Origin of the sequence: Enterobacter sp. JJBC (genome assembly GCF_036936505.1) — a bacterium.
Classification (GTDB): Bacteria; Pseudomonadota; Gammaproteobacteria; order Enterobacterales; family Enterobacteriaceae; genus Enterobacter; species Enterobacter hormaechei_C.
The window spans coordinates 493,507-513,970 of the sequence record NZ_CP136935.1 but is presented as its reverse complement, the minus strand read 5'-3'; the positions used below and the strand labels follow the sequence as shown (position 1 = coordinate 513,970).

General features: G+C 49.5%; 19 protein-coding genes, 1 tRNA gene and 2 pseudogenes. 8 read left to right on the top strand and 14 right to left on the bottom strand.

All coding sequences use genetic code 11. From position 1 onward, the window contains the following. Positions 1-19: 19 nt before the first annotated feature. Complete coding sequence (locus RY075_RS02490) at positions 20-865, bottom strand: AraC family transcriptional regulator (RefSeq protein WP_047654584.1); 846 nt, start codon at positions 863-865, stop codon at positions 20-22. A gap of 169 nt (positions 866-1,034) precedes the next feature. Here RY075_RS02490 and RY075_RS02485 point away from each other — a divergent pair. Continuing rightward, positions 1,035-1,110: transfer RNA gene (locus tag RY075_RS02485), tRNA-Phe, on the top strand. Positions 1,111-1,388: 278 nt separating this feature from the next. Here the strand turns inward: RY075_RS02485 and RY075_RS02480 are convergent. Beyond that, positions 1,389-2,342, bottom strand: coding sequence for a tyrosine-type recombinase/integrase (locus RY075_RS02480; RefSeq protein ID WP_338628105.1), 954 nt, complete (start codon positions 2,340-2,342; stop codon positions 1,389-1,391). Positions 2,343-2,383: 41 nt separating this feature from the next. Beyond that, positions 2,384-3,841 (bottom strand): TraI domain-containing protein, encoded by a 1,458-nt coding sequence (locus tag RY075_RS02475; protein ID WP_338628104.1) that lies wholly within the window; start codon positions 3,839-3,841, stop codon positions 2,384-2,386. A gap of 381 nt (positions 3,842-4,222) precedes the next feature. Here RY075_RS02475 and RY075_RS02470 point away from each other — a divergent pair, with 381 nt between their 5' ends. The 5 genes and pseudogenes from RY075_RS02470 to RY075_RS02450 all read left to right on the top strand — a co-directional run bounded on the left by RY075_RS02470 (position 4,223) and on the right by RY075_RS02450 (position 8,392). Then, positions 4,223-4,663: a pili assembly chaperone gene (locus RY075_RS02470; protein ID WP_338628103.1), complete on the top strand. Its 441-nt coding sequence runs from the start codon at positions 4,223-4,225 to the stop codon at positions 4,661-4,663. Between the two features lie 176 nt (positions 4,664-4,839). Next, positions 4,840-5,871 carry a hypothetical protein gene (locus RY075_RS02465; RefSeq protein WP_338628102.1) on the top strand — a complete coding sequence of 344 codons (1,032 nt, stop codon included), beginning with the start codon at positions 4,840-4,842 and terminating at the stop codon, positions 5,869-5,871. Between the two features lie 165 nt (positions 5,872-6,036). Then, positions 6,037-7,176 (top strand): annotated as a pseudogene (locus tag RY075_RS02460) (conjugal transfer protein TraF); the annotation flags it as partial. A gap of 59 nt (positions 7,177-7,235) precedes the next feature. Then, entirely contained in the window at positions 7,236-7,781 is a 546-nt protein-coding gene (locus tag RY075_RS02455) for a hypothetical protein (protein WP_338628101.1), read from the top strand. Next, the gene (locus tag RY075_RS02450; RefSeq protein WP_338628099.1) at positions 7,778-8,392 is read left to right on the top strand and encodes a hypothetical protein; all 615 of its coding nucleotides are present in this window, start codon (positions 7,778-7,780) and stop codon (positions 8,390-8,392) included. Before RY075_RS02455 ends, RY075_RS02450 begins: the two co-directional genes overlap by 4 nt. Before the next feature lie 276 nt (positions 8,393-8,668). Here the strand turns inward: RY075_RS02450 and tnpA are convergent. Beyond that, positions 8,669-9,042: pseudogene (gene tnpA, locus RY075_RS02445) on the bottom strand (IS200/IS605 family transposase). Between the two features lie 454 nt (positions 9,043-9,496). On the opposite strand from tnpA, the gene RY075_RS02440 reads away from it, so the two are divergent. Both RY075_RS02440 and RY075_RS02435 read left to right on the top strand, forming a co-directional pair. Next, positions 9,497-9,979: a toll/interleukin-1 receptor domain-containing protein gene (locus RY075_RS02440; protein ID WP_338628098.1), complete on the top strand. Its 483-nt coding sequence runs from the start codon at positions 9,497-9,499 to the stop codon at positions 9,977-9,979. Between the two features lie 111 nt (positions 9,980-10,090). After that, positions 10,091-11,290: a type II restriction endonuclease gene (locus RY075_RS02435; RefSeq protein ID WP_338628096.1), complete on the top strand. Its 1,200-nt coding sequence runs from the start codon at positions 10,091-10,093 to the stop codon at positions 11,288-11,290. Positions 11,291-11,336: 46 nt separating this feature from the next. On the opposite strand, the gene RY075_RS02430 is transcribed toward RY075_RS02435, so the two are convergent. From RY075_RS02430 to RY075_RS02385, 10 genes are all read right to left on the bottom strand, one after another. Then, entirely contained in the window at positions 11,337-12,770 is a 1,434-nt protein-coding gene (locus tag RY075_RS02430) for a DNA cytosine methyltransferase (RefSeq protein WP_338628094.1), read from the bottom strand. 313 nt (positions 12,771-13,083) lie between these two features. Next, the gene (locus tag RY075_RS02425) at positions 13,084-13,767 is read right to left on the bottom strand and encodes an SAM-dependent DNA methyltransferase (RefSeq protein ID WP_338628634.1); all 684 of its coding nucleotides are present in this window, start codon (positions 13,765-13,767) and stop codon (positions 13,084-13,086) included. Between the two features lie 131 nt (positions 13,768-13,898). Beyond that, positions 13,899-14,855: a DUF1281 domain-containing protein gene (locus RY075_RS02420; protein WP_338628092.1), complete on the bottom strand. Its 957-nt coding sequence runs from the start codon at positions 14,853-14,855 to the stop codon at positions 13,899-13,901. Positions 14,856-14,940: 85 nt separating this feature from the next. Continuing rightward, positions 14,941-15,936: a zincin-like metallopeptidase domain-containing protein gene (locus tag RY075_RS02415; protein ID WP_338628091.1), complete on the bottom strand. Its 996-nt coding sequence runs from the start codon at positions 15,934-15,936 to the stop codon at positions 14,941-14,943. Between the two features lie 96 nt (positions 15,937-16,032). Then, complete coding sequence (locus tag RY075_RS02410; RefSeq protein WP_338628090.1) at positions 16,033-16,656, bottom strand: hypothetical protein; 624 nt, start codon at positions 16,654-16,656, stop codon at positions 16,033-16,035. A 118-nt stretch (positions 16,657-16,774) separates the two neighbouring features. Further along, on the bottom strand, positions 16,775-17,242 hold the full coding sequence (locus tag RY075_RS02405) for a hypothetical protein (protein WP_338628089.1): 468 nt from the start codon (positions 17,240-17,242) through the stop codon (positions 16,775-16,777). A 53-nt stretch (positions 17,243-17,295) separates the two neighbouring features. Further along, positions 17,296-17,592: a hypothetical protein gene (locus RY075_RS02400; protein ID WP_338628633.1), complete on the bottom strand. Its 297-nt coding sequence runs from the start codon at positions 17,590-17,592 to the stop codon at positions 17,296-17,298. Positions 17,593-17,728: 136 nt separating this feature from the next. Next, entirely contained in the window at positions 17,729-18,103 is a 375-nt protein-coding gene (locus tag RY075_RS02395) for a hypothetical protein (RefSeq protein ID WP_139569997.1), read from the bottom strand. Between the two features lie 82 nt (positions 18,104-18,185). Further along, positions 18,186-18,524 carry a hypothetical protein gene (locus tag RY075_RS02390; protein ID WP_338628632.1) on the bottom strand — a complete coding sequence of 113 codons (339 nt, stop codon included), beginning with the start codon at positions 18,522-18,524 and terminating at the stop codon, positions 18,186-18,188. 608 nt (positions 18,525-19,132) lie between these two features. After that, complete coding sequence (locus RY075_RS02385) at positions 19,133-20,014, bottom strand: integrase domain-containing protein (protein ID WP_338628088.1); 882 nt, start codon at positions 20,012-20,014, stop codon at positions 19,133-19,135. Positions 20,015-20,464 lie beyond the last annotated feature (450 nt).

The following is a 20,464-nucleotide window of genomic DNA, read 5'->3' as shown; positions in this document are numbered from 1 at the left end:
TAGAGCCACGAATGTGCCGTTATTTTCTGGAAACGTCTGGAAGGTTTGTGCACAACCGGCGGTAGTGTGCCGGAGAAATACGGTATGCACGCTGGAACCAGCGACCAAGATGGCTTTGATCGGCAAAACCCACTGCCGTCGCAACATCAACAGGCAGTTCCCCACACGCCAGCATCTGTCGGGCCTTTGCCAGTCGCAGCTGGATAAGCCAGGCGTGCGGTGCCAGGTGAAATTCGCGTTTAAAACAGCGGGTGAGGGTAAAGCGATCCGTACCCGTCTCGCGGGCAAGGTCTGATAGCCCCACGTTCTCGCCGATATGCGCATAGAGATAGTCGCGGGCACGATGCGCCACAGCGGAGCTTTGTAATTGCGACGGGAGTTTCTTACGCCAGTGGCAGTGGGTAGTTATCTGAGAGAGCAGGTTATCCATTGTGCTCTGTTGGACGATCTTCATCTCATCGTTATGCAACGAGGCAAATGTATCACCGATAGCACGCACCAACTGAGGCTCTCGCGTCAGCGTTTGGGCAAAGTGGAGGGTGTAGCTCCCGGGAGTAGAGTCGTACAGCCCTTGAAGCGTACGGGTGAGCCAGTGTTCATCCAGATAAAAGGTCAGATAAGTAAAGCCCCCCTCTACCGGTGCATCACCGTCATGGATCTCCCCGGGCTCAAGTAAAAAAGCATCGCCCGGCTGGCTACGGTGGCGTTCACGGCGACAGTGAAACTGCTGCGTGCCGGAAAGGGTTATTCCGACCAGATAGCTATCATGCCAGTGGGGATCAAAAGCATGTCCTTCGAAATGCGCCTTAATTGTCTCAATACCTGTTTCTGCATGCTGACGCAGCTCAAGCCAGTCGTTTGCCATACTGCCCTCCTCTTACCGCCAGCATTGTCACATCTTGCCTGAACTGTCTGGAAGATTTGTGCAATTCCAGGACACAAACGGACAGATTGCCGCAAACTTAAGCAGTTGAACAGCTTTTCCCGAAATAATGTTGACGATCGCGCGCGATTGCGGTTTAATGCGCTCCGTTGCCCGGATAGCTCAGTCGGTAGAGCAGGGGATTGAAAATCCCCGTGTCCTTGGTTCGATTCCGAGTCCGGGCACCACTTCTTCAGAGCCTGTTCGTTAAGAGATGAGAACCTTAACGGGCAAGACAGTAGTTCCCAGACGGCATGATGATGGTACTTGTGTTGCCGCATCAGTTGAACACGGGACTTAAATCCAGAGGATGTTTCGACCATCCTCTGGGTTTCTCACGTCCACACTTTTACTTCACGAACGTATTTACCCTCACTTCCTCCCTGTGTCAATCTTTTGTAAATCAAACACCCCATTTTTTTCCATTTTTAATATCATGAACTTAGAATTTAACTTAAGATTAGTCTTATGCCGCATCCAGCTCCTCCAGCATGTCCCTGACCTTATCCAGATCGCTTTCAACATACTCCAGCGTGACTGTCGGCGTGGAATGGCCCAGCAGGTCCTGCGCCATTTTCAGGTTACGATCCGGCAGACGCATCAGGTTAGTCGCAATCGTGTGACGGAACCGGTGCGGGCTGACGGTAAACCCACACTCCCGTGAAAGTCTTCTGAAAAACGCGCGCAGCGGCGGACAATCCATATTGCTGCTGACATCATTCTTCCTGCCATCAAAGCGGGCAAGATTAAATAACTGATCCTGCATCTTCGCACCGCGCTCAACTGAAAGATTGTAGAGTCTTTCAAGCCGGGGGCGGAGGTTCTCAGTAACAGGTACCCGGTGTTCCTTGTGGTTCTTGGCTCCCTCCGGCCGGAGATTAATCCACCGGTGCTCAAAATTCACATCTTCCAGGCGAATGTGCAGTAGCTGGTTCTGTCGCATCCCCGTCCGCCTCAGTGCATCCAGTACAGTAAGCCAGAACCAGGCTGGTCTCAGGGCGCTTTTCCTCGATTCCATCACCCCCATACGCTCATCCTGCTCCCTCGCCTCCATGTGCAGATAGATTTTATTCATCTGAACATCGGTCAGCGTCTTTTTACGTTTAACATCGGGCCGGGTAATCACGCCATTGAACGGATTTTCCCGCATTGTTACCAGCCCATTGTTAATAGCATGATTGAAAATAGCCCGCATATGGGTCACTTTATTATTCCATGTTGTCCTGCTCAGACCCTCCTCCTGAATGATTCTACGACGCCACGTTAAAACCAGCGTTTTATTTACCCGTTCAGGTGTAATATCTTCCCCGGCAAAGGATATGAATGACCTCACTACTTTCCTGTAGCTCCACTCTGTTGCCGGACGCAAAGACTTACTGAAAAAATAATCATCCAGCACATTTTTAAATGCATTATTCATTTTTACCTCGTCTGTTTTTATTCTGACTTAATGCAACAACATTAAGTTCTTTGTGCAAGCCATACACTGTCCGGTGGACAGGTTCCCTTTCTGTAAATAATGTCAGCACTCAGCATGTAACCTGACATTTTTGTATAACGACCGCTTTTGTCAGGCGTATCGTATTTATGGTAATGCCACAGGCCTTTACCATTTCGTGAATAATGAATATCAAGCATCTCAAAGCTCTTTTGCAGTTCCGCTTTATCCAGTGATGCATTCGTGTTCAGCGATAAATATTTAAAAAAACACTCAGGTGAAACAATAAATACAAACTGAGCCAGAATATGAGCAAAACTCTCGCGCTCATTTACGCTAACTGAACCGTCCAGGATGGAGGATTTAAGCCAGACCAGAAACATCTCTCCTGGCGTACCTGATTCAGTGACGTCCGGCACAGACTTTTCAGACGTTATTGTATCGACCCTGACTTCGACACCAGAAGCCGGGGAACCGGACATCAGGTCAAGCACACTCAGAAGTTCCGCCGTTGATATTGACGCATTCGGGTCTGACTCATCTGCAGGCTCTGATGAACGCATATCACGGTTTTCAAATGCCGAGAGCAACGTAACCGGCAGGGCTTCATTGCCAGCAACACAATCATCTGTCTGGTTTGCATCGTAACCTGCTGATGCAAGGTTAATGGGTTCTGGAACCGGTGTTATATTTTTGTGTCTGGACGATTGATGCATATCATCGTCTATTAAATCTGGGGAACTCTTATCCCCGGTTTTGTCATCGACTTGCTCGTTTCCTGCCGGGGCCCCGGGGCTTACTGCAGACTGCACTGGGCCAGCTCCTGCTGTAAATGCAACACTGTCAAGCGCATCACTGATGATGCGGTTAAGAATGCCGGACTGCGCTTTCTGTCCGCTGAGGTACAAAAATAGCGCACCGGAAAGCGCGGGCCAGCGCTGCAGCCAGACAGCAGCGGCGTCCGGGATTAACCTGCTGGCAATGTACATACCATTCATCGCCCCCGGTCCTCTCTGATGTGGACGGACCCGCCAGTCTGCACCGGGTATTTCCATGCCCGGATACCAGGGCTTTCCGCTCACCAGACTTCCCTCCATCTGTGACAGCCAGTCCAGGTGATGAAAAAGCCCTGCCCAGAACACGGCACATACCCAGGCAGGTCCCTGCTCTGCCTGCGCCTCAGGCGTCGCCCCCGGAGGTAACATCATCCCGCGAACCAGCCTTACGGAACGCGTGGCCACGGATAAGCTGAGGTCAATAAAGCCCCCCGATGTGGAAAACGGCCCTCCCCATGCTGCCGGTACTGCCTGAACACGACCCGCCAGTTGCTGTAGCGGTTTTAACCAGAACGCATCACAGGCGGACTGTGACAGCGGACAATTTTCCCGCAGCATCCTGACGAGCTTCTGTCGCTCCACCGTGTCCAGTAACGTCTGACCGGACTGAACGCTCCGGAATCCTCCCGTTTGCACACTCCCCATGGAGGGCCTAACTGTATGTTCTGCCCCACCTGACTGAGCCAGCCCTGTTAACCACTTCAGCCCCCGCATCACCGCCTCCATAACCTGAATCTGAATTGACGCTACGCTATGGAGGCCATTGTTTTTTGCAAGGCAAAAGCCTGAGTGGCTGATTAAACAAAATGAGCTTGCATTAATCCTTCAGGGCCGGTTCACAGTTTTCGCGTGAACCGAATTCATCTGCATGTTTTCTTATGCGCCATCAGAAATCTGACTGGAGCGACAGGAATGCAAAGAGTAGTGGTCTGTGGAATTCTCCTTTGCTGGGGCCTGATAAGTTACGGGCTCAGCACTCTCATTACGGAGTATCAGGACGGGACAGTATTGGTCTGGGGGCTTATTATGATGTCCCCTTTTTCTTTACGCATCGTGAACCGGATACATTGCCGACTCGTCAACCGCCCCTGTATTCTGAGTCACCACAGGCGTAAATCCAGAATCTTTGTTCATCTGTCACCGAACCAGCCAACCGTCAGTATTTCATCCGGACGTGTGGCCTGGTTCTGGAAGGGCGTGCTGGACAGCGTGGCGGAAGCCCTCAGGGGCGATGAGCAAACCGTGGTGGTGGCATCCCACCTGCTGACCTCTTGCCGGATTAAACGCATCAGAGAGTCTCTTCAGCCCGGCTGTTACCGGAGCCATGTCATATACGTCCCCTTCACGCCCGCTGCGCGTGCAGTCATGCAGCTGGAAATTCTTCTGGTTCAGTGGCGCTGGCGGGTCCCGTCCAGAAGGGTGTGGCCGGTTCTTGTCCTCCGAAAATCTTTAAATCCGGAAAAATAAATGCCTCTGTTTTGATGTTCTCTCTGTCGTCACACTGACTACATCAATGTAGTCGATCTGAACGATCGAATTTCATCGTTATACATCCACAGTGGCGCAAGTTAACGTATCCACAGTGGATACGAAAGAAAATAACTTAAGCCAAATTATTGTGTTAGCCAACACCGGGAAACATTATGAACCGTCTGAACATCACCTCCATTCTGGCCAGCATCACCACTGAACGGGATGAAAAAATGCAGCAGCTGGTAGCCCGGCTTTCCGACGGAAAGAAAACATCTGGCAGCCCTGTTGCAATACGTTTTAAACCCGCCGTGAGGGATTTCGTCACCCTGGTTTCAGGACGTCTGGGTATTTCATCCGCTGAACTGGTCAATATTCTCGTCGAGGGCATCATGCGCGAGACGCTTATCCCCCGACAGGCCGCTATCTCACACATACATGAACGTTTCTGGCTGCTGATGGATGAGCACCGGTTGTCGGTTCTGGATGTGGCTCGCCTGCTCTCTGACTGGAACATCGGACTGAGCGTTCTGGAAAGCCGTGAAAGGACGATGGATTATTTGACTGCACCTTTGCTGAAACAATTATCACAGTGGTTTTATGTCAGTGCCCGGTGGCTGGAAGGACGTGATACCAGGCCCGTACACCTGACCGCTTTCAGCGAATGGATGCAGGTTGCCCGGGAAATTAAAAAAAGAATTCAGAAATCAGCATCTGACGATACACCTCCTCCAGGTATATTCCTGGCAAGAGAAAACAAATACGCTTCTTCGGGTATCACTGATGAGTACGAAAATGTTTTCATTTTCATGAAGCATGACAAAACTGTTAATCGCCACAAAACAACAAATACCGTAACAATCAGTACTACTGAATGCCTCGGATATTGCCCGTCCGCAGGCGAGAGCAAGACACAACTCAATTCTTTTTTGAGCATGACCAACATTCTTTTCAGGACTCACGTTCTGTACAACTTCGACATATTTTATGTTTCCGGTTATCTGCTGGATGTGCTGAAAGAAGGTGAAATACTTCCAGCCACTGTGCTTCGGGAGATACAAAAACACCACAGTACAGAGTCAGGTCCGCTTTATAAAAACATCCGGACCGATGAGGAAAGAAAGCCGTTTCTTTTCCCTCTTGAATATATAACACCAGAATGGAGTGAATTAGCCAGAGAAATAACAGCACTCAGTATTCCGTAAATAACAGTTAAGAAAAATTGTTTTTATTGGTGCGCCCGCACCAGGGGATCCATTTGCCTTAAACACCATAAACGATAAAGGAAATTAATGATGAAAGCTTCAGCTTCAATGATGGCATGCTGCATTTCTGTTGCTCTGCTGGTTTCTGCAGCTCCGTCAGTCCATGCAGCCACGGGCTGGATGGAAGCCCGGGGTGATGCAATGGGCGGTACCGGTGTCGCGTCAGCACACTACGGTACCGCGGCACTGTCAAACCCGGCCCTGCTGACGCAGTCCGGTCCGACAGATGATTTCAGCCTGGTGCTACCGTCTGTGGGCGCCCAGGTCTCTGACCCGGATAAAGCCATAGACAGTGCTGACGATGTGAAAGCGTTATGGGATCGTTTTGATGCGGCCGTCGACAGTCAGTCCGGGGTCAGTGAAAGCGCAGCCGCACTGAAAAATAAACTGAACGATCTGAAAAACGCCCATGCCAGTGGTCAGGCAGGTGCTTCGGTGATTGCCACCGTCCCGAACCAGGCGCTGCCGTTCGCTGTCGTGGTGAAATCATGGGGAACCGCCGCCGTTGACGGTAAGGTCAGCGATCATGACCTGGCATATCTCGACAAGGTGGCAGACGGCACAATTCCTCCTTCCGCGGTAGATACTGATGCCCTGACATCCAGAGCTTACGGACGTGCGGCCGTCATCACCGATGTCGGCGTGGCCATGGCCCATGAATTTGAAACTGCTGGCCAGGCATGGTCCTTCGGTATTACACCGAAATACCAGCGTATTGACCTGTTTAACTACAACGTTTCTGTCAGTAACTTCGACAAAAACGACATCGATTCCAGTGAGTACCGTAATACCAAAACCGGTTTTAACGCCGACGTCGGTCTGGCAACGAACCTGAATGATAACTGGACTCTCGGTCTGGCCGTTCAGAACATCATCCCCCGTTCAGTCGATACCAGGGACGTTAACGGAGAAAAAGAAACGTTCGACGTTAAGCCGCAGGCCACTGCCGGCACGTCATGGCACAACAGCGTCATCACCACCGCGCTTGATATCGATCTGACTGAGGCGAGTGGTTTCACCGGTGACCAGAAACGCCAGTTTGCGAGCCTGGGTGCCGAGATTAATGCCTGGAACTGGGTGCAGGTACGCGCCGGTTACCGCCAGAACATGGCGTCCGGTGAAGGCAATGCCTTCACTGCAGGTCTGGGCTTCTCCCCGTTTGATGTGGTTCATCTGGATATCACAGGTATCGCAGGCACCGATCGTACCTTCGGCGCAGTCGCACAGCTCCGGTTTACGGTCTGATTTATCAAATCAGAGGGGGCTGTTTACCCACAGCCCCTTCAGGTCCTCAGGAGAACACGGTGAAAAAACTAATCCTTCAGCCCGTAATGGCTTTTGTACTTTTGCCCCTTATGGGGTGTAGCCAGAACCAGCTAAGTCAGCTTAAGCAGCAGCTGTCTGATGTAAACGCGATGATATCACCTGTCGGGCAGCATACTTCTGAAAAACTGGCTGAACGTCATGAGGTTGCCCATTCTTTCAGCGTGCCATTCGGCGTAGATACTGCAGCACTGCGCCTGAAACAGCATTATGGTTTCCCCTCTGATGAAGACGTTGCCGCAGCCAGAAACAATGGGCAGGGAAATTCTGGCTGGTCAGCATCAGCGATTTCAGAAGGTACCAGCTGGTCAGCCCAACCAGGCTCTAATTATCGTATGAGCCGGAACTGGGCTGCTAACGATCGTCTGACAATAGAAGTTACAGGCGATGCTAAACAAAGCAACGTGACCGCAACTTATCGCTCCTCCAGCCCGGAGCATCTGAAACCCGAATGGACCGCACGCCTCTGGAAACAAATTCAGGAAGTCGCATACGGTACGAAAGTTAGCCGGGAGGCCGAACAATGAGCAATTCAACAATTAACGAAAGTATCAAAGCCACTGAAAAGTTGATTAGTGATGCCTGTGAGGTCATATCAAAGCGCGAACGTTCAGTCAGACGCGCAGAACGTAATCTGGAAATAGCTGAAGATCACCTTGCAGACCTGGAAAATCAGAGAGATGAGCTCCTCATTACGAGCTGGGGAGACAGGCCAAACTGGCCGGGAATATTTGGGATGAGTGAGGACGCCTCCTCCGCCATGAGGGCATACAGGGATAAGTGGGTCGGTACGGTTCCCGGCCTGCGCCTGACAGCCTACGGGAATATTTATACCGGCCAGTCCGTTTACGGGATTGGTTTCACGACAAAGTCTGAAACCGAACTGGAACAAAAAATACGGATGGTGGAATTCGTTCTGCCATACCTCCTTATGGATGAGCGAAAAGAAAAGGCCTTTATGATTTATAACTATCCTGCCGTGGATTGTTGCCACAGCCTCGTTTTCAACTCGGAAACAGGCATATATGGCATTGCCACAGATCGCTTTATGTCACGTCAGGAAACGAAAGTATTCCCCACCCTGGAAGCAGCACTCCGTCACCTCCAGGCAAACGCTTTAACAGAAGAAGCGACATAACGCCTTGATAAAGCGATCTTAGTAAATAACCTCTTTCATAAAAGGTATCTTTGGAGAATGCCCCCTGTAAGTCTGAGGAATCCCCAGTAATAGGTGGGTAAAAATAACAGACATAGAGTTTAGTGATCCACTGATTTGTGCAACCAATTCAATGAGATCACCTCTATGCCTGCTCGTAAAGTATGCCAGAACTTATCGTAATATGGTGCTGATTTATTAGCTCTGATTTATGGGGAGCCCTCAGCCTGTAAGGGGGCTATTATTACCTTCCAGTTTCTACTCTAGCAATTCCATCTGCTGTTCGTGCATTAGTTCCGTTTTCTCCTGATGCCGCACATATTGCCTGATGCTCTCTTCGTTTACCCCTACCGTATTGACAAAATAGCCGCGTGACAAAAAATGGTTTCCCCATAACTTTTTCCTGATATATGGGAAGCGATTGTAGAGTCTGATGGCACTGCGACCTTTAAGATGCCCCATCAGCGTTGATATGGAGATTTTAGGAGGGACGATAACTACCAGATGTACATGATCTGGTTGAACATTTAACTCCATAACCTCACAACCTTTTATTCCGCAGAGGATGTAAATTGTCCTGTAAAGTTCCTTGCCCTGCTTACCTTCAGGATCCTGAAACGATACTTTGGCATCCAGACTATGTGCTATTTACAACGCCAATATACATGTGATGCACATGCTGCCCCATGCCGGTCTGCCTCCTTTTACTTGTGGTAAGCAGTTGTGTTTGGGGTCAAGTGATTAATATAAAAACAACATTGATTGAATGGATATTGAGTTGTATATTTCAACAGACTGGATATTAAAACAGTTATAGGTCATCAAGGATGTGGCAAACAGTTAGGCAACTTAATCACTGAACTCTTTGAACCAAAGGATTAGAACATGGCCAGATGCACAGCACCAAGATACGGGCACCGCACTGCTAGCGGAAGGGCTTCCTGCCCAGCATGCGGCGGTAGTTATAGCGGCTATCGCTCCTCATACTCAATGCCCTCTTATTCCTCGTCAGGTGGCGGTTCGAGCGGATATAGCAGCAGCGGCGGAAGCAGTTCCAGGCCACGTTGGTCACGGGCGGGTTCATCTGTGATTTATACCCCTGCGGAAGTGCGTACTCTTACGCCAGTCCGTGAAAACGTTGAGAAACGGGCCTCTGTCCCTGATTTACGAGATGTTTTTCTGTGCCATGCCTGGGACGATCGCAAGGACGCAGCCAAAGAGCTGCATGACCAGCTTGAGATGAAGGGAGTCTCAGTCTGGTTTAGTGAAAAGGATGTTTTACTTGGTGCAACATTACTGCGCGAAATCGATAAAGGATTGGCAAAATCACGCGTAGGAATTGTTCTGGTGACCCCTGCGCTACTAAAACGGCTCGCTGGGGAAGGGATTGCGGATAAAGAGCTATCGGCCCTTCTGGCACGAGATCTTCTTGTTCCTATCGTGCATAACACAACATATGAAGACCTCCGCGAAGTCAGTCCGTTACTTGGCTCGCGTAGCGGTTTGAGCACAGCTGAAGATTCAATGGCCAATATTGCCAGCAAACTGGCGGAGCTGGTAACAATCTAGCGTTGACATTAATCCTCGCTGGAACTCATGCTTTGGTATCGATATGCTCGCATGGAGAGATACTGCTCCGGCGAGTATAACAGAACGATTTGTCTTCAGGTAAGGATGCATATGTCAGGTTTTCAGGAATGGTTACTGAGTAAGACAACGGGCAATTATTTTCTGTACATCAAACGCTTGTCAGCAAATGATACTGGTGCAACAGGCGGTCATCAGGTCGGACTGTACATTCCTTCAGGCATCGTTGCAGAACTGTTTCCCTCGATAGACCACACCAGGGAACAAAATCCCTCGGTTTTCCTCAATGCAACCTATTCCTCGCATGTTTGCAGTGATAGTGAAGCTCGCGCGATTTATTATAACGGTAGCTTTTTCGGTAAAACCCGAAATGAAAAGCGCATAACGCGCTGGGGGCCAGGGAGTCCACTTCAGGATCCTGAAAACACAGGTGCATTGTCCATCCTGGCCTTTGAGCACGAGCCCGGAAATGACAGTAAGAACGTTGATGTGTGGGTTTGCAAAAATCCTGACGAAGAGGACATTGTCGAATCCATTCTTGGCGAAATTATCCCTGGAGCGCTGAGGTTTGGTCCTGCAAAAGAAATTTTAGGGGGATTAGTTCTTCAGCCAAAAACAACCCGGAAGAAATACAAAATTCCAGAGCCCTGGGAGACCGCATTCCCATCTGGCTCCGAAATAATTAAATACGCTGCGGGCTACTTTTCAAAGGGCTGTGCAGACCCAGACGAGCAACTCATCGATCGCAGGCGTGTGGAATATGATATTTTCCTCCTTGTAGAGGAAATGCATGTCCTTGATATTATAAAGAAGGGATTTAACTCGGTTGATGACTTTATCGCGCTGGCTAATTCAGTCAGTAACCGCAGAAAATCCCGGGCAGGGAAATCACTGGAGCTACATCTTGAACAGCTTTTCCTTGAACATGGTCTTACTCAGTTTGCTACACAATGTGTGACTGAAGGGAATAAAAAGCCAGACTTCCTTTTTCCATCTTCTGATGCATACCAGGACAAAGCATTTCCGGACGAAAAACTCCATATGCTTGCGGTAAAAACGACATGCAAGGATCGGTGGCGACAAGTGTTGAATGAAGCAGACAGGATACAAAACATCCATCTCTTTACGCTTCAGGAAGGAGTGTCTTTGGCGCAATTTAAAGAAATGCAGCAAGAACGGGTCACACTGGTTGTCCCCTCTTCCCTGCACAAAAAATACCCTGAAGCTGTTCGTTCAGAATTGATGACTCTGGGGCATTTCATTGCCAGGCTGATCGACATCTACACGGCATAAAGATGAGGAGAGGCCTCAGGCACAAGTACCTGAGGCCATTCTTTATTTATTTGGTTTTCGCTTTGTCTGTACGCACAGCAACAGCTTTACTAATATAAGGTTCAAGCAATCTGGCAACAGCTTCAAATACAGGAACAACAACAGAGTTCCCAAACTGACGATAAGACTGGGTATCAGAAACAGGGATTCTGAACGGTTTGCCACCGACTTTTTCAAACCCCATTAAGCGGGCACATTCATGAGGGGTCAACCTTCGTGGCCGCCGGCTTTGGTTTTCTTCGTCACGGAAATCTAATTCTCCTTTCGCTTTGTCCCAACCTCTGTCTATCAGTATTTCAGAGCCATCTTTGTGGTAGCGTGCAGAGAGAGTTCTTGCCACACTATTCACATTTGTAGGGTCAACGAGCCCAAACCCAAAACCATTGCCTTTCGCAGCATGTTTCTTGGCATAGTTATACAGGTATTCCCAGAGTTTTGGTGTCAAAATATATTTACTGTCAACTGCAGGATCCAGTAACTCTCCAAATGTTGGACGATTTTTTGGGTAGAATTTATGAATATTGCGAAGGGTAAATCCATCGTGAATTTTAAGATCACGGCGGAAACCAACTAATACAATTCGCTCTCTGTGCTGAGGCAAGAAATTTTTCCCGTCAATAATTTTAGGATCATCAGAACCCGAAACACCGGCATCAGCAACTTCGTAACCGAGCTCATCCAGTGTTTCCATGATAACCTTGAAGGTTTTGCCTTTATCGTGACTTTTCAAGTTTTTAACGTTTTCAAGGACGAAAATTGCCGGCTTTTTGGCCTTAATAATACGCGCAACATCAAAGAAAAGCGTCCCCTGAGCTTCACATTCAAACCCATGAGCTCTTCCTAAAGAATTTTTTTTGCTGACACCTGCGAGGCTAAAGGGCTGGCAGGGGAATCCGGCCAACAGCACATCATGATCAGGAATTTCTTTGTCAATATGCTTATAGGCAGCTGTTTCCGACAAGTCTTCTCTGTCACTCAGAGTGACTTCACGAATGTCGAGGTTAAATTTATGTTCCTGCTCATCGTTAAACCAATTAGCCTTGTAAGTCCGTACAGCCTCTTTGTTCCATTCACTGGTGAAAACGCAATGACCGCCAATTTCTTCGAACCCTTTGCGAATACCACCGATGCCCGCAAATAAATCGATAAAGCGAAATGCATAGTCAGGATGGTGCTTCGGAGGTTCTGGCAGCATTTTCCTGAGCAGAATTTCCTCAGCAGAGGTCAATGACTTTGGCCCACACTTCCCGTTAATCCACCGGTTTATCGTTTCCCTGCTCCAGTCATTATTGCCTACTTTTCTGAGCAGTTCTGCCACGTATTTTTGATCATAAATTTCAAGAACTTTTGTAATCAGCTCTTTGTCTTTTTCTTGCTGCAGTTTTTCTTCTTCTTCGGATTTCTGCAGGAGATCCTGCGCAAGCAATTCAAATTCAGACATAGCACCTCCAATGGGTCTCATTGGTGACACCATATCACTCATTTGACCCAGATAAAATAAGTTTATCTGGCTATTTAACCAGTGATTGAGATTTACTCGCTTTTCTGGTTCCTCATCGAACCATAAACAAACATCTTTTTTACACCACCTGGTGCTGCCTTAGGCTGTACTGTGACACAAGAGCGGACAGCTCCTGAATTCGGTTTTGTTCCATCGTTCTGATAGCCTTACAGGATCAATCACCACCTCGCCTGGAGGTGGTTTAGGGGGGACAATGAAAAAGCTCCCGACCAGCGGGAGCTTTTGACGTGATTCAGGCGGCCGGATTCAGCGCGGAGCGTAAACGGCTGGACCAGTCACCCTGATAATGTCCAAATGTATACAACACCCGACGGCGCTCATCGTTCAGGGCGTTCCCTATCACAATTTCACCCGCCACACCACTCAGCGATAACTGGATGTAAGCCATCCCTGCCGCCAGTGGATCAATGTCCGTAGCCGAAACCCACATGTACCGGTGCGGTGAGTAGCCGGCATCGCGTAGCACAGCGGCATACGCGAGGACCATACATCCCGCCCCACAGGCAGGCTCCGACAGCGTAAAAAAGGGCTTGTCCTTGAAATGATCAGTGACGTTACCGAGCTGCATCCGTGCCATCATGATGGCAACATCCCAGGGGGTAAAAAACTGAGCACGATATTTGTCGCCCAGTTCAAGCTGCATGAAAACCCGTCCAAGAAAATCACCAGGGGAATCGTCAAGACCATCGACAACATGGGCCAGCAGCTTTGCCATTCTGATGACATCCGGCTTTTCATAGCGTGCAACGATGCGCAGATATTTCTGTTCCCGCTTTTCGCAAAAGCTGAGGACATTCTGAAGAGCAATCACGCTACAACTGACAAAGTCTTCGAATACCTGATGCCGGTGATGGTATCGGGCAGTCTGATTAAAGAGGGAAATAAAAGCTCTTTCGTGATCAATAACACTTTTCATATTCATCGTGTCTCCGTAGCAGGAAACACGATCCCCGCGGGAAACAGTGTTTCCCTTGAGGGTAAAAAAGGCCACAACGTACGTTGTGGCCAGTGGGTTCAACGGGTCTCCCCGGTCATTCAGTCTCAGCGTCAGGCTCGTACGCTGCCGTACTGATTTGTCGTTGTCTGAACCGGCACCACGGAAGTGGAATCAGTGACCAGATACATCCGGGCACCGGTACCGTCTTCAGGCGTTAATCCCGAAACATCTTCCGGCCAGGGGCCACTGTCAACATGATCGCCCTGTTCAAAGCAGTTGTACCCCGACGTTCCGGCATCTGGTGATGCCCAGTAATGTCGGATTTCACAGTCAAACAGCCTGGACATCTCTCCCATCACCTCCCCTGAGGGCGGGTACCACGGAGAGACGAACGTCAGCACCAGCGTATTCATCGTTTCCCGGCTCCAGAGAGCCTGGTGCCCTGCCGGGAACTCCGTGCCAAAAAGCTGCACGTACAGTTCCGACGTTGTGTTCAGCCCACGAAATAATTCGCTATTACCGTTCAGCTCTGTCGCCAGACGTGACGACATCACCATCAGCATATCGCAGGGACAGGTCGTCTCCGGCATTAAGCTGAGCCAGTCCCAGCGCTCCTCCGGATCAAAGGTGCCACCTGCGCCGGCAACACCAAACCAGTCAGCATAGTGAACGGCCATCAGTTGCGTCATTATCTGCCGTGCGCTGGCCGGGATACTTTCCCATTTCAGACTGTCTACCCCGGACTGGAGGTAGATCCGTTCCATACGGGAAATGACCTGGCTGTCGATCCACGCATCCTTTTCCAGCAACTCCAGAAAATGCTGGAATGCCAGATTAGAGGGAACCGATGACCCGACACCGGCTGCGGTAAGTAAAGGGTAAGCGACATACTCCGTCGCTTTGGTGGATTTAAGTATCCCGGCACATCCGGCCAGAAACAGCTTTATCGCCTGCCGTAAGGCATGTCTGTAACGCGGCGTTTCTGTGCCGGCGATCCAGGCCTGCATGACGTCAACACAAACAGATTTTGCAGTAATTTCCAGACGGTTTTTGCACCATGAAAACATAATGTTTACTCCTTTTTAGTAAAAAAAGAGGACATCTCCCTGAGGAGATGCCCTCAGGGGACGCATGGCCGAAGCCATCAGGTGGTTAATCAGCCAGTTCCTGTTCCGGTTGACGATTCAGGGGCTGCAGAAGAAACTCCGACGCTTCCCGGGCAAACCGGCATGCACGGAAAAATGCTTTTTTGTCATCCCGGAGCACCTTCAGCCAGCTGGCCAGGTAGCTCTCGTGCTGCACATCACCGTAGATACCCAGCTCTGCGCAGAGAAACGCGCTGCCGGTTTCAGCGATAAGCTCTTCAAAGGCGTAAACCGGATCACCGAATTTACGCGATGACGAGGTTATCCCTTCACGGTTCAGGCGGCTGCTGTGTCCGGTTGCATGAACCAGTTCATGCAACAACGTGGACCAGTAATCCGCTTCAGACACAAACTGCGACGTTGTTGGCATCACAATCCGATCGGCCGAAGGCTGGTAATATGCCCGGTTCTGTCGATAAGACGTGCAGACCACACCCGTTGCATTCAGTATGGACAACATCTGTTCCTGCTGATGTTCACTGAGTATGGTTGGACGCTCATCATCCTCCGCCGTCACCAGCAATGTGCCCGCAACAGCGTCCGGCAGGCCATCGCACTGGGCCACATTGAAGAGCTGTAGTGGTTTCAGCATGGCAAGCGACTCCATTACGGGATTGCCGTCCTTATCGAACAGTTTGTTGTCATTGTCATCTGTCGCCTGTTTCTCAAAAGGCTTATAGATGATGGCCATCGAGCACGTTTCGCCCTTACGAACCTGACCGCCCACTGCTTTCGCCTGCTGCCAGGTCAGCCATCGATCGGACGGAAACCCCCTCTCTTCCGCTGACATCCACAGCAGGGGAATATTCACACCACTGTAGTGGCGGCCAGTTGTGGCATTCACCGGTAACGCACTGCCATGCACGTTCTGTGCAGAACGCCACGGACGGCGCCAGGGTGGAACACCTTTTTCCATGGCGGCAATAATTTTGTCAGTAACCTGCTGGTAAAGATCGACTTTCTGAGCCGACGCGGCCTTACGGCCGCGAATGGATTTGTTCATACGGATGCAACCTGTAAAAAAGGGCGCATCCTCCCCGGGGCGGAAGAATGCGCCACCGGGAGTGGAAAAATTGTCAGAGACAGTCAGTAATACTTGCTAACGACGGGTCCCTGCGTAACGGAAAGAACCATCAGACATCACCTCATTGACGCTACTGCGCACGCTGCGAACCGCACTCTCAAACATCGTGCGGTCAGCCGGTTTCGCCCGTTTACAGTCAAGACGTATGACCCTGTCAAGTACATGCAGCGCCTGTGAGCGCCAGCTCAGACGTTCAGCATTCCCCACACAGGCAGGTAAATGCCGGAGAGACTGATCGTAGAGCCAGCAAATATTGCTGCGATATTCCTCCACCAGGACATACACCTTTTCAGGTGGACGGGTCTCTTTACGAATGGTCATACCGGTCCCCAGAGGGCCAGTCAAAGGCATCATAAAAAGATCGTGGTGTTCGTTCAGAATCGCGTCGAATTTGCTCTGCTCCATAAAGGTCTGAAAAGCGTATTCCTTCTCCGGAATTAACCGATCTGCATTTTCCGACCAGTTTGCATCTTTTGAGGGATTACAGCCTTCCGCCCACGCCCTGAGCCATTCACCGGGATTTCGGTCATCCGGAACCCGGATGTATATCCCGAGGTTCTTCTCAAGCCACAGTGGCCTGCGTATACCGCCCTGCTGTGATAAAAGCGGGCGTAGTTCGGTTGAAGTAAAGCGAATCATCAGGACTCCTTAAATTACTTAAGGAGGAAACCTCCCCGGCAGGGAAGATCCCTCCGGGAAGTGATTTGTTTAATAAACAGTGAAAGAAAGCTAACAGAAGCAAATGTCGCTATGCTTCTCAGGCTACATATTCTGCATTCGCACAGAATACAGCCCGTTGTTCCTCACTTGCCTCATTGTCAGAGCGCATCTCATCAAAGTGCATCAGCCCTTCCTTAAACCCGAAATTCCAGGCCCGGGGGGAAATCTGTTCACCAAGAAGAATCAGTCCGGCAATGTATTTTTCGAATAAACCGTCAGTAAATGCCTCAGTCATGCAGGCATAACCAAGAAGGCGGGCTATCGAAACAAGCCGGAATGTGCGTACCGGAACACCATGGCTGCCAGCCTGATCAGGGATACCGCAGCGCCGGAATGCACGTATTGCCAGCATTTCACCCTCTAATTCCGCAACATAAGCGATGAAACGGAAAAGCGAGCGCTGCCCCTGCCAGAGTTCATGCATTCCCTGAGGCGCTATAGATCTGTCAAAAACGATGTCATTAAATTCGGTCATGCTTAATTCCTCAAAATAAAATGAAGTCATGCCCGCAAGTTCCTCCCACAGGGAAGATCCCTGCGGGAGGTGAGTATGTCGTATCAGTCAAAACGATAGCGTAAATCAGCAAGCTGCCGCGCCATTCGGCGACCAGCACTCATTGCCTGACGCGAAGAGGCAAACCGTCCTGCGGTTGCACACCGCTGATAGGTCCAGTCTTTCGAACTGTAACCAGTTCGTCGGGAGATAACGGCGGTGAACCCATTCCCATCGGGGATCACTTCCGGCCGGAAGCTGCTGTGCCCCGACTGATTGGTGAACCATTCGTTCTTTCGGTGATTAAGTGACTCAGAAAAGTGCACCAGAGCTGAAGCAGCTTTTGTTACAAGGATGAGCATTATACTCATGGTATGTCTCCGTTGGTTAAGGCGGAGACACCTTCACCGCTATGCGGGGGGTTGTCCCCGCATGGGTGAGTTATCAGTAATTGAATATCCGTCGCAAAAAATCAGGCATTGTCGTTAAATACCGGAACTAACAATCCCAGCAGAGTTCACGCCAGTAATCCAGCCCACGTTCAGTTCCCAGCATAAAGCCATAGCACCAGGCGTTAGTGTCGCCTTCAGCGTCGAAGCGTTTTCCCGTCTGGACAACATCATCGACAAACTGATGAAGAGAGTCTGGGATCAGATTCATTTCCAGAGCTTCAGCAATAACGCTGGCAAGGTGGATTGTCTGGCTGCAGCGTTCAGGAAAACCATCCGGATCGATGCTGTCAGGAATACCGCAGATGTTCAGCGCACTGGCGGTTTGCAGTATTCCTTCAATATCCGACATCACCGAAATGAACCCGGTCTTTGAATGGATGCTGGCAACAAGGACATCAACCGTAATAGCAAAAGCCGTCATAAAAGATTCCTTATAAAGCATGGAACCCTGCCCTTTCGGGAGCGGAGTCCCGTGGGAGAAATGAGTGTAACGTACACAGCAATCAGCAATGAGAGGTCGCTTCGGACTCCAGCACGGCTACTTCGCTGAATCCATTCTGACAGCCTTCCTGCCACTGCGTGGCGGCGAGCTGCATTGCGGTAAAGTGAATACGGTTGATGAACCAGCGTGGCCAGCGAACCTTTAGCCCGTAATACTCACGTTCTCCGAAGAAAAAGGCGGCATGGTAGACCGAGAATTCCGTCAGCAACGCTGATGTTTCGTCCTGCTGATATGAACGGGCAAGCTCCAGCTCATGGACAACAAGCAGTAACGACTTCGCATCACCAGTGAACCAGAACAACCATTCGGCAAACAGCGTCTTTGGTGCAATCAAGCACACAATGCGATCTGCCAGAACAGCAAGACAGTAAATGAAATGAAGAAGAATCATGGTGGTGTTTCCCTGGCAAAAAAAGAAAACAGCCACCCTGGACGGGAAGTGTTTTCCCGTGGGGGGACAAACGGTGCGATTTCTGGCATGGTTCGACAGACTCGCAGCGTTACGTTGAAAAGACCTCAACCCGCAAAGAGCACCTGTTCTCAGAGGTTAAACAGATTTAACAAACCACCCGAAGGCGCCACTCTCTGGTCTGTGTGGCATTGGCATGTGATTACCCGAAGGCGCCTGTCTCAAATCACTCAGGCATTGGCAGTTGTCATGATGACAACGGTTAGCAGGTAAATCCTACTTCAGGTTTGCACATTCTTCAACAGGTCTGTTTTTGAAGTCACAAGCGGAACTCGCAATGCCCTTACTCACAGCTGTAGACGCATAATCTGATAATAACTTACGTGCCTGACGTATTCCTTCTGAACACTCAGAAATAAAAGAGCACGTGTTCACAATAGAAACATCATTTAACTCAACAGCCAGTGAAAAGTGGTCTCTGAACTCAAAATATAAATTTTTCACACCATCTCCGTGACGGTAATTAGTATTATAATGTGCTATTCAACTTTGTTATAAACACGAGCAACATAATGCCCTCGGCCGTCGCCATGCCCAAGATCCATTGATGCGAGAGCCTGTGCTTCTTCTTTACTGAAACCTTTATTCATATGAAGATTAATGACATCGACTGAGTAGGCATAACGCAGGCTGTGCGGTGCATATTTCCCACTCAAGCCGGCTTCACGGACTACATTCCTGTAACGTTCAATAGCAGTGTGCAATGAAGGCTTATCGATTAATCTCCCGTTATTTTCTTTAATATGCTTCAGGGCGGCATTAATTGCGAAAAGCGTAGCCTCTCGATCTAATACTGTCGTATCTCTGGCGCGACCTCCCTTTGTTCCGAATACAACACGTATTTTTTCATCTCCACTCAGCAAAGCTTTTTGCCAGGTTCGTAATGATTTTGCGGACTGTACCGTTTCTTCTGTTCGTAAACCGAGTAACCGGGATAACCTCAAAGCACACGCAACACCTTCATCCTTTTGTTGCACACTCGTCAGCACCTGCCGAAAATAAGTTTCTGGAATGGCTACTTTCGTTCCATCGCGGCTGGTTTCTGAAATACCCAGAGCCCGATTACTCAATTTTTCGTGAGCCGGATTAGCCAGAAATGTTTTACCTGCAACCCGTAGTAAAGCCCGGATAGCCGACATTTCATTTTGAAGAGTACGTCTGGAAATCTCTTCAGAAAGACGGCTTTTCATATACAACTCAATATGCCCGGTCTTGATGTTCTTAATATCTCTAATCTGGACATTAAGTTTTAATAAACGTTCAGCAAACCTGTCCGCAATTTTCATACGGTCGGAAACGGTTTTAAAACTTCCGCCAGCCTGTCTGGCAAGCGTTATTAAATTTTTATTCAGTTTTGCCATAGTCAACCCTCCATTTAAACAGGTGTCAGTGCTTTTCCGTCTGCGTAAACGGAAAAGCACTGACACCGGCTGCGCCACAGCTACAGACGATGAATTTCACCCCGACGGCACGGTTATGGTTGCGCTTCCTGCGTCTCGACAGATATCTGTGCATCGGGGCGGCGAAATGTTGAGTTATTGCGAAGCTCCCCAGGTCTCTGACCTGTTCGCGGTTTTCACCGGGCTGAAATGAATCAGTCTGCTTCCACACACCAGCATGTTGACTGGTGTCGCCATCGATATCGTGTCGATTTTTCTCCTCTTTAAATGAAGCCCTGATCCGTTTTTACGGGTAAGACGTTTGGTTGATAAATGAACAAACAGTGAATGAAGTACGTTTTTAAGGCCCTTAAAACCTTTAAGTACGTGTTGGTCAGTTGGTAAACGAGTTGTTGAAACGGCAGTGCGTCA

Excerpts from the sequence above, each read along its gene's own strand:
- RY075_RS02490 (WP_047654584.1), bottom strand. The coding sequence starts at position 865 with ATGGCAAACGACTGGCTTGAGCTGCGTCAGCATGCAGAAACAGGTATT.
- RY075_RS02480 (WP_338628105.1), bottom strand. The coding sequence starts at position 2,342 with ATGAATAATGCATTTAAAAATGTGCTGGATGATTATTTTTTCAGTAAG.
- RY075_RS02475 (WP_338628104.1), bottom strand. The coding sequence starts at position 3,841 with ATGGGGAGTGTGCAAACGGGAGGATTCCGGAGCGTTCAGTCCGGTCAG.
- RY075_RS02470 (WP_338628103.1), top strand. The coding sequence starts at position 4,223 with ATGATGTCCCCTTTTTCTTTACGCATCGTGAACCGGATACATTGCCGA.
- RY075_RS02465 (WP_338628102.1), top strand. The coding sequence starts at position 4,840 with ATGAACCGTCTGAACATCACCTCCATTCTGGCCAGCATCACCACTGAA.
- RY075_RS02450 (WP_338628099.1), top strand. The coding sequence starts at position 7,778 with ATGAGCAATTCAACAATTAACGAAAGTATCAAAGCCACTGAAAAGTTG.
- RY075_RS02435 (WP_338628096.1), top strand. The coding sequence starts at position 10,091 with ATGTCAGGTTTTCAGGAATGGTTACTGAGTAAGACAACGGGCAATTAT.
- RY075_RS02430 (WP_338628094.1), bottom strand. The coding sequence starts at position 12,770 with ATGTCTGAATTTGAATTGCTTGCGCAGGATCTCCTGCAGAAATCCGAA.
- RY075_RS02425 (WP_338628634.1), bottom strand. The coding sequence starts at position 13,767 with ATGAAAAGTGTTATTGATCACGAAAGAGCTTTTATTTCCCTCTTTAAT.
- RY075_RS02420 (WP_338628092.1), bottom strand. The coding sequence starts at position 14,855 with ATGTTTTCATGGTGCAAAAACCGTCTGGAAATTACTGCAAAATCTGTT.
- RY075_RS02415 (WP_338628091.1), bottom strand. The coding sequence starts at position 15,936 with ATGAACAAATCCATTCGCGGCCGTAAGGCCGCGTCGGCTCAGAAAGTC.
- RY075_RS02410 (WP_338628090.1), bottom strand. The coding sequence starts at position 16,656 with ATGATTCGCTTTACTTCAACCGAACTACGCCCGCTTTTATCACAGCAG.
- RY075_RS02405 (WP_338628089.1), bottom strand. The coding sequence starts at position 17,242 with ATGACTTCATTTTATTTTGAGGAATTAAGCATGACCGAATTTAATGAC.
- RY075_RS02400 (WP_338628633.1), bottom strand. The coding sequence starts at position 17,592 with ATGCTCATCCTTGTAACAAAAGCTGCTTCAGCTCTGGTGCACTTTTCT.
- RY075_RS02395 (WP_139569997.1), bottom strand. The coding sequence starts at position 18,103 with ATGACGGCTTTTGCTATTACGGTTGATGTCCTTGTTGCCAGCATCCAT.
- RY075_RS02385 (WP_338628088.1), bottom strand. The coding sequence starts at position 20,014 with ATGGCAAAACTGAATAAAAATTTAATAACGCTTGCCAGACAGGCTGGC.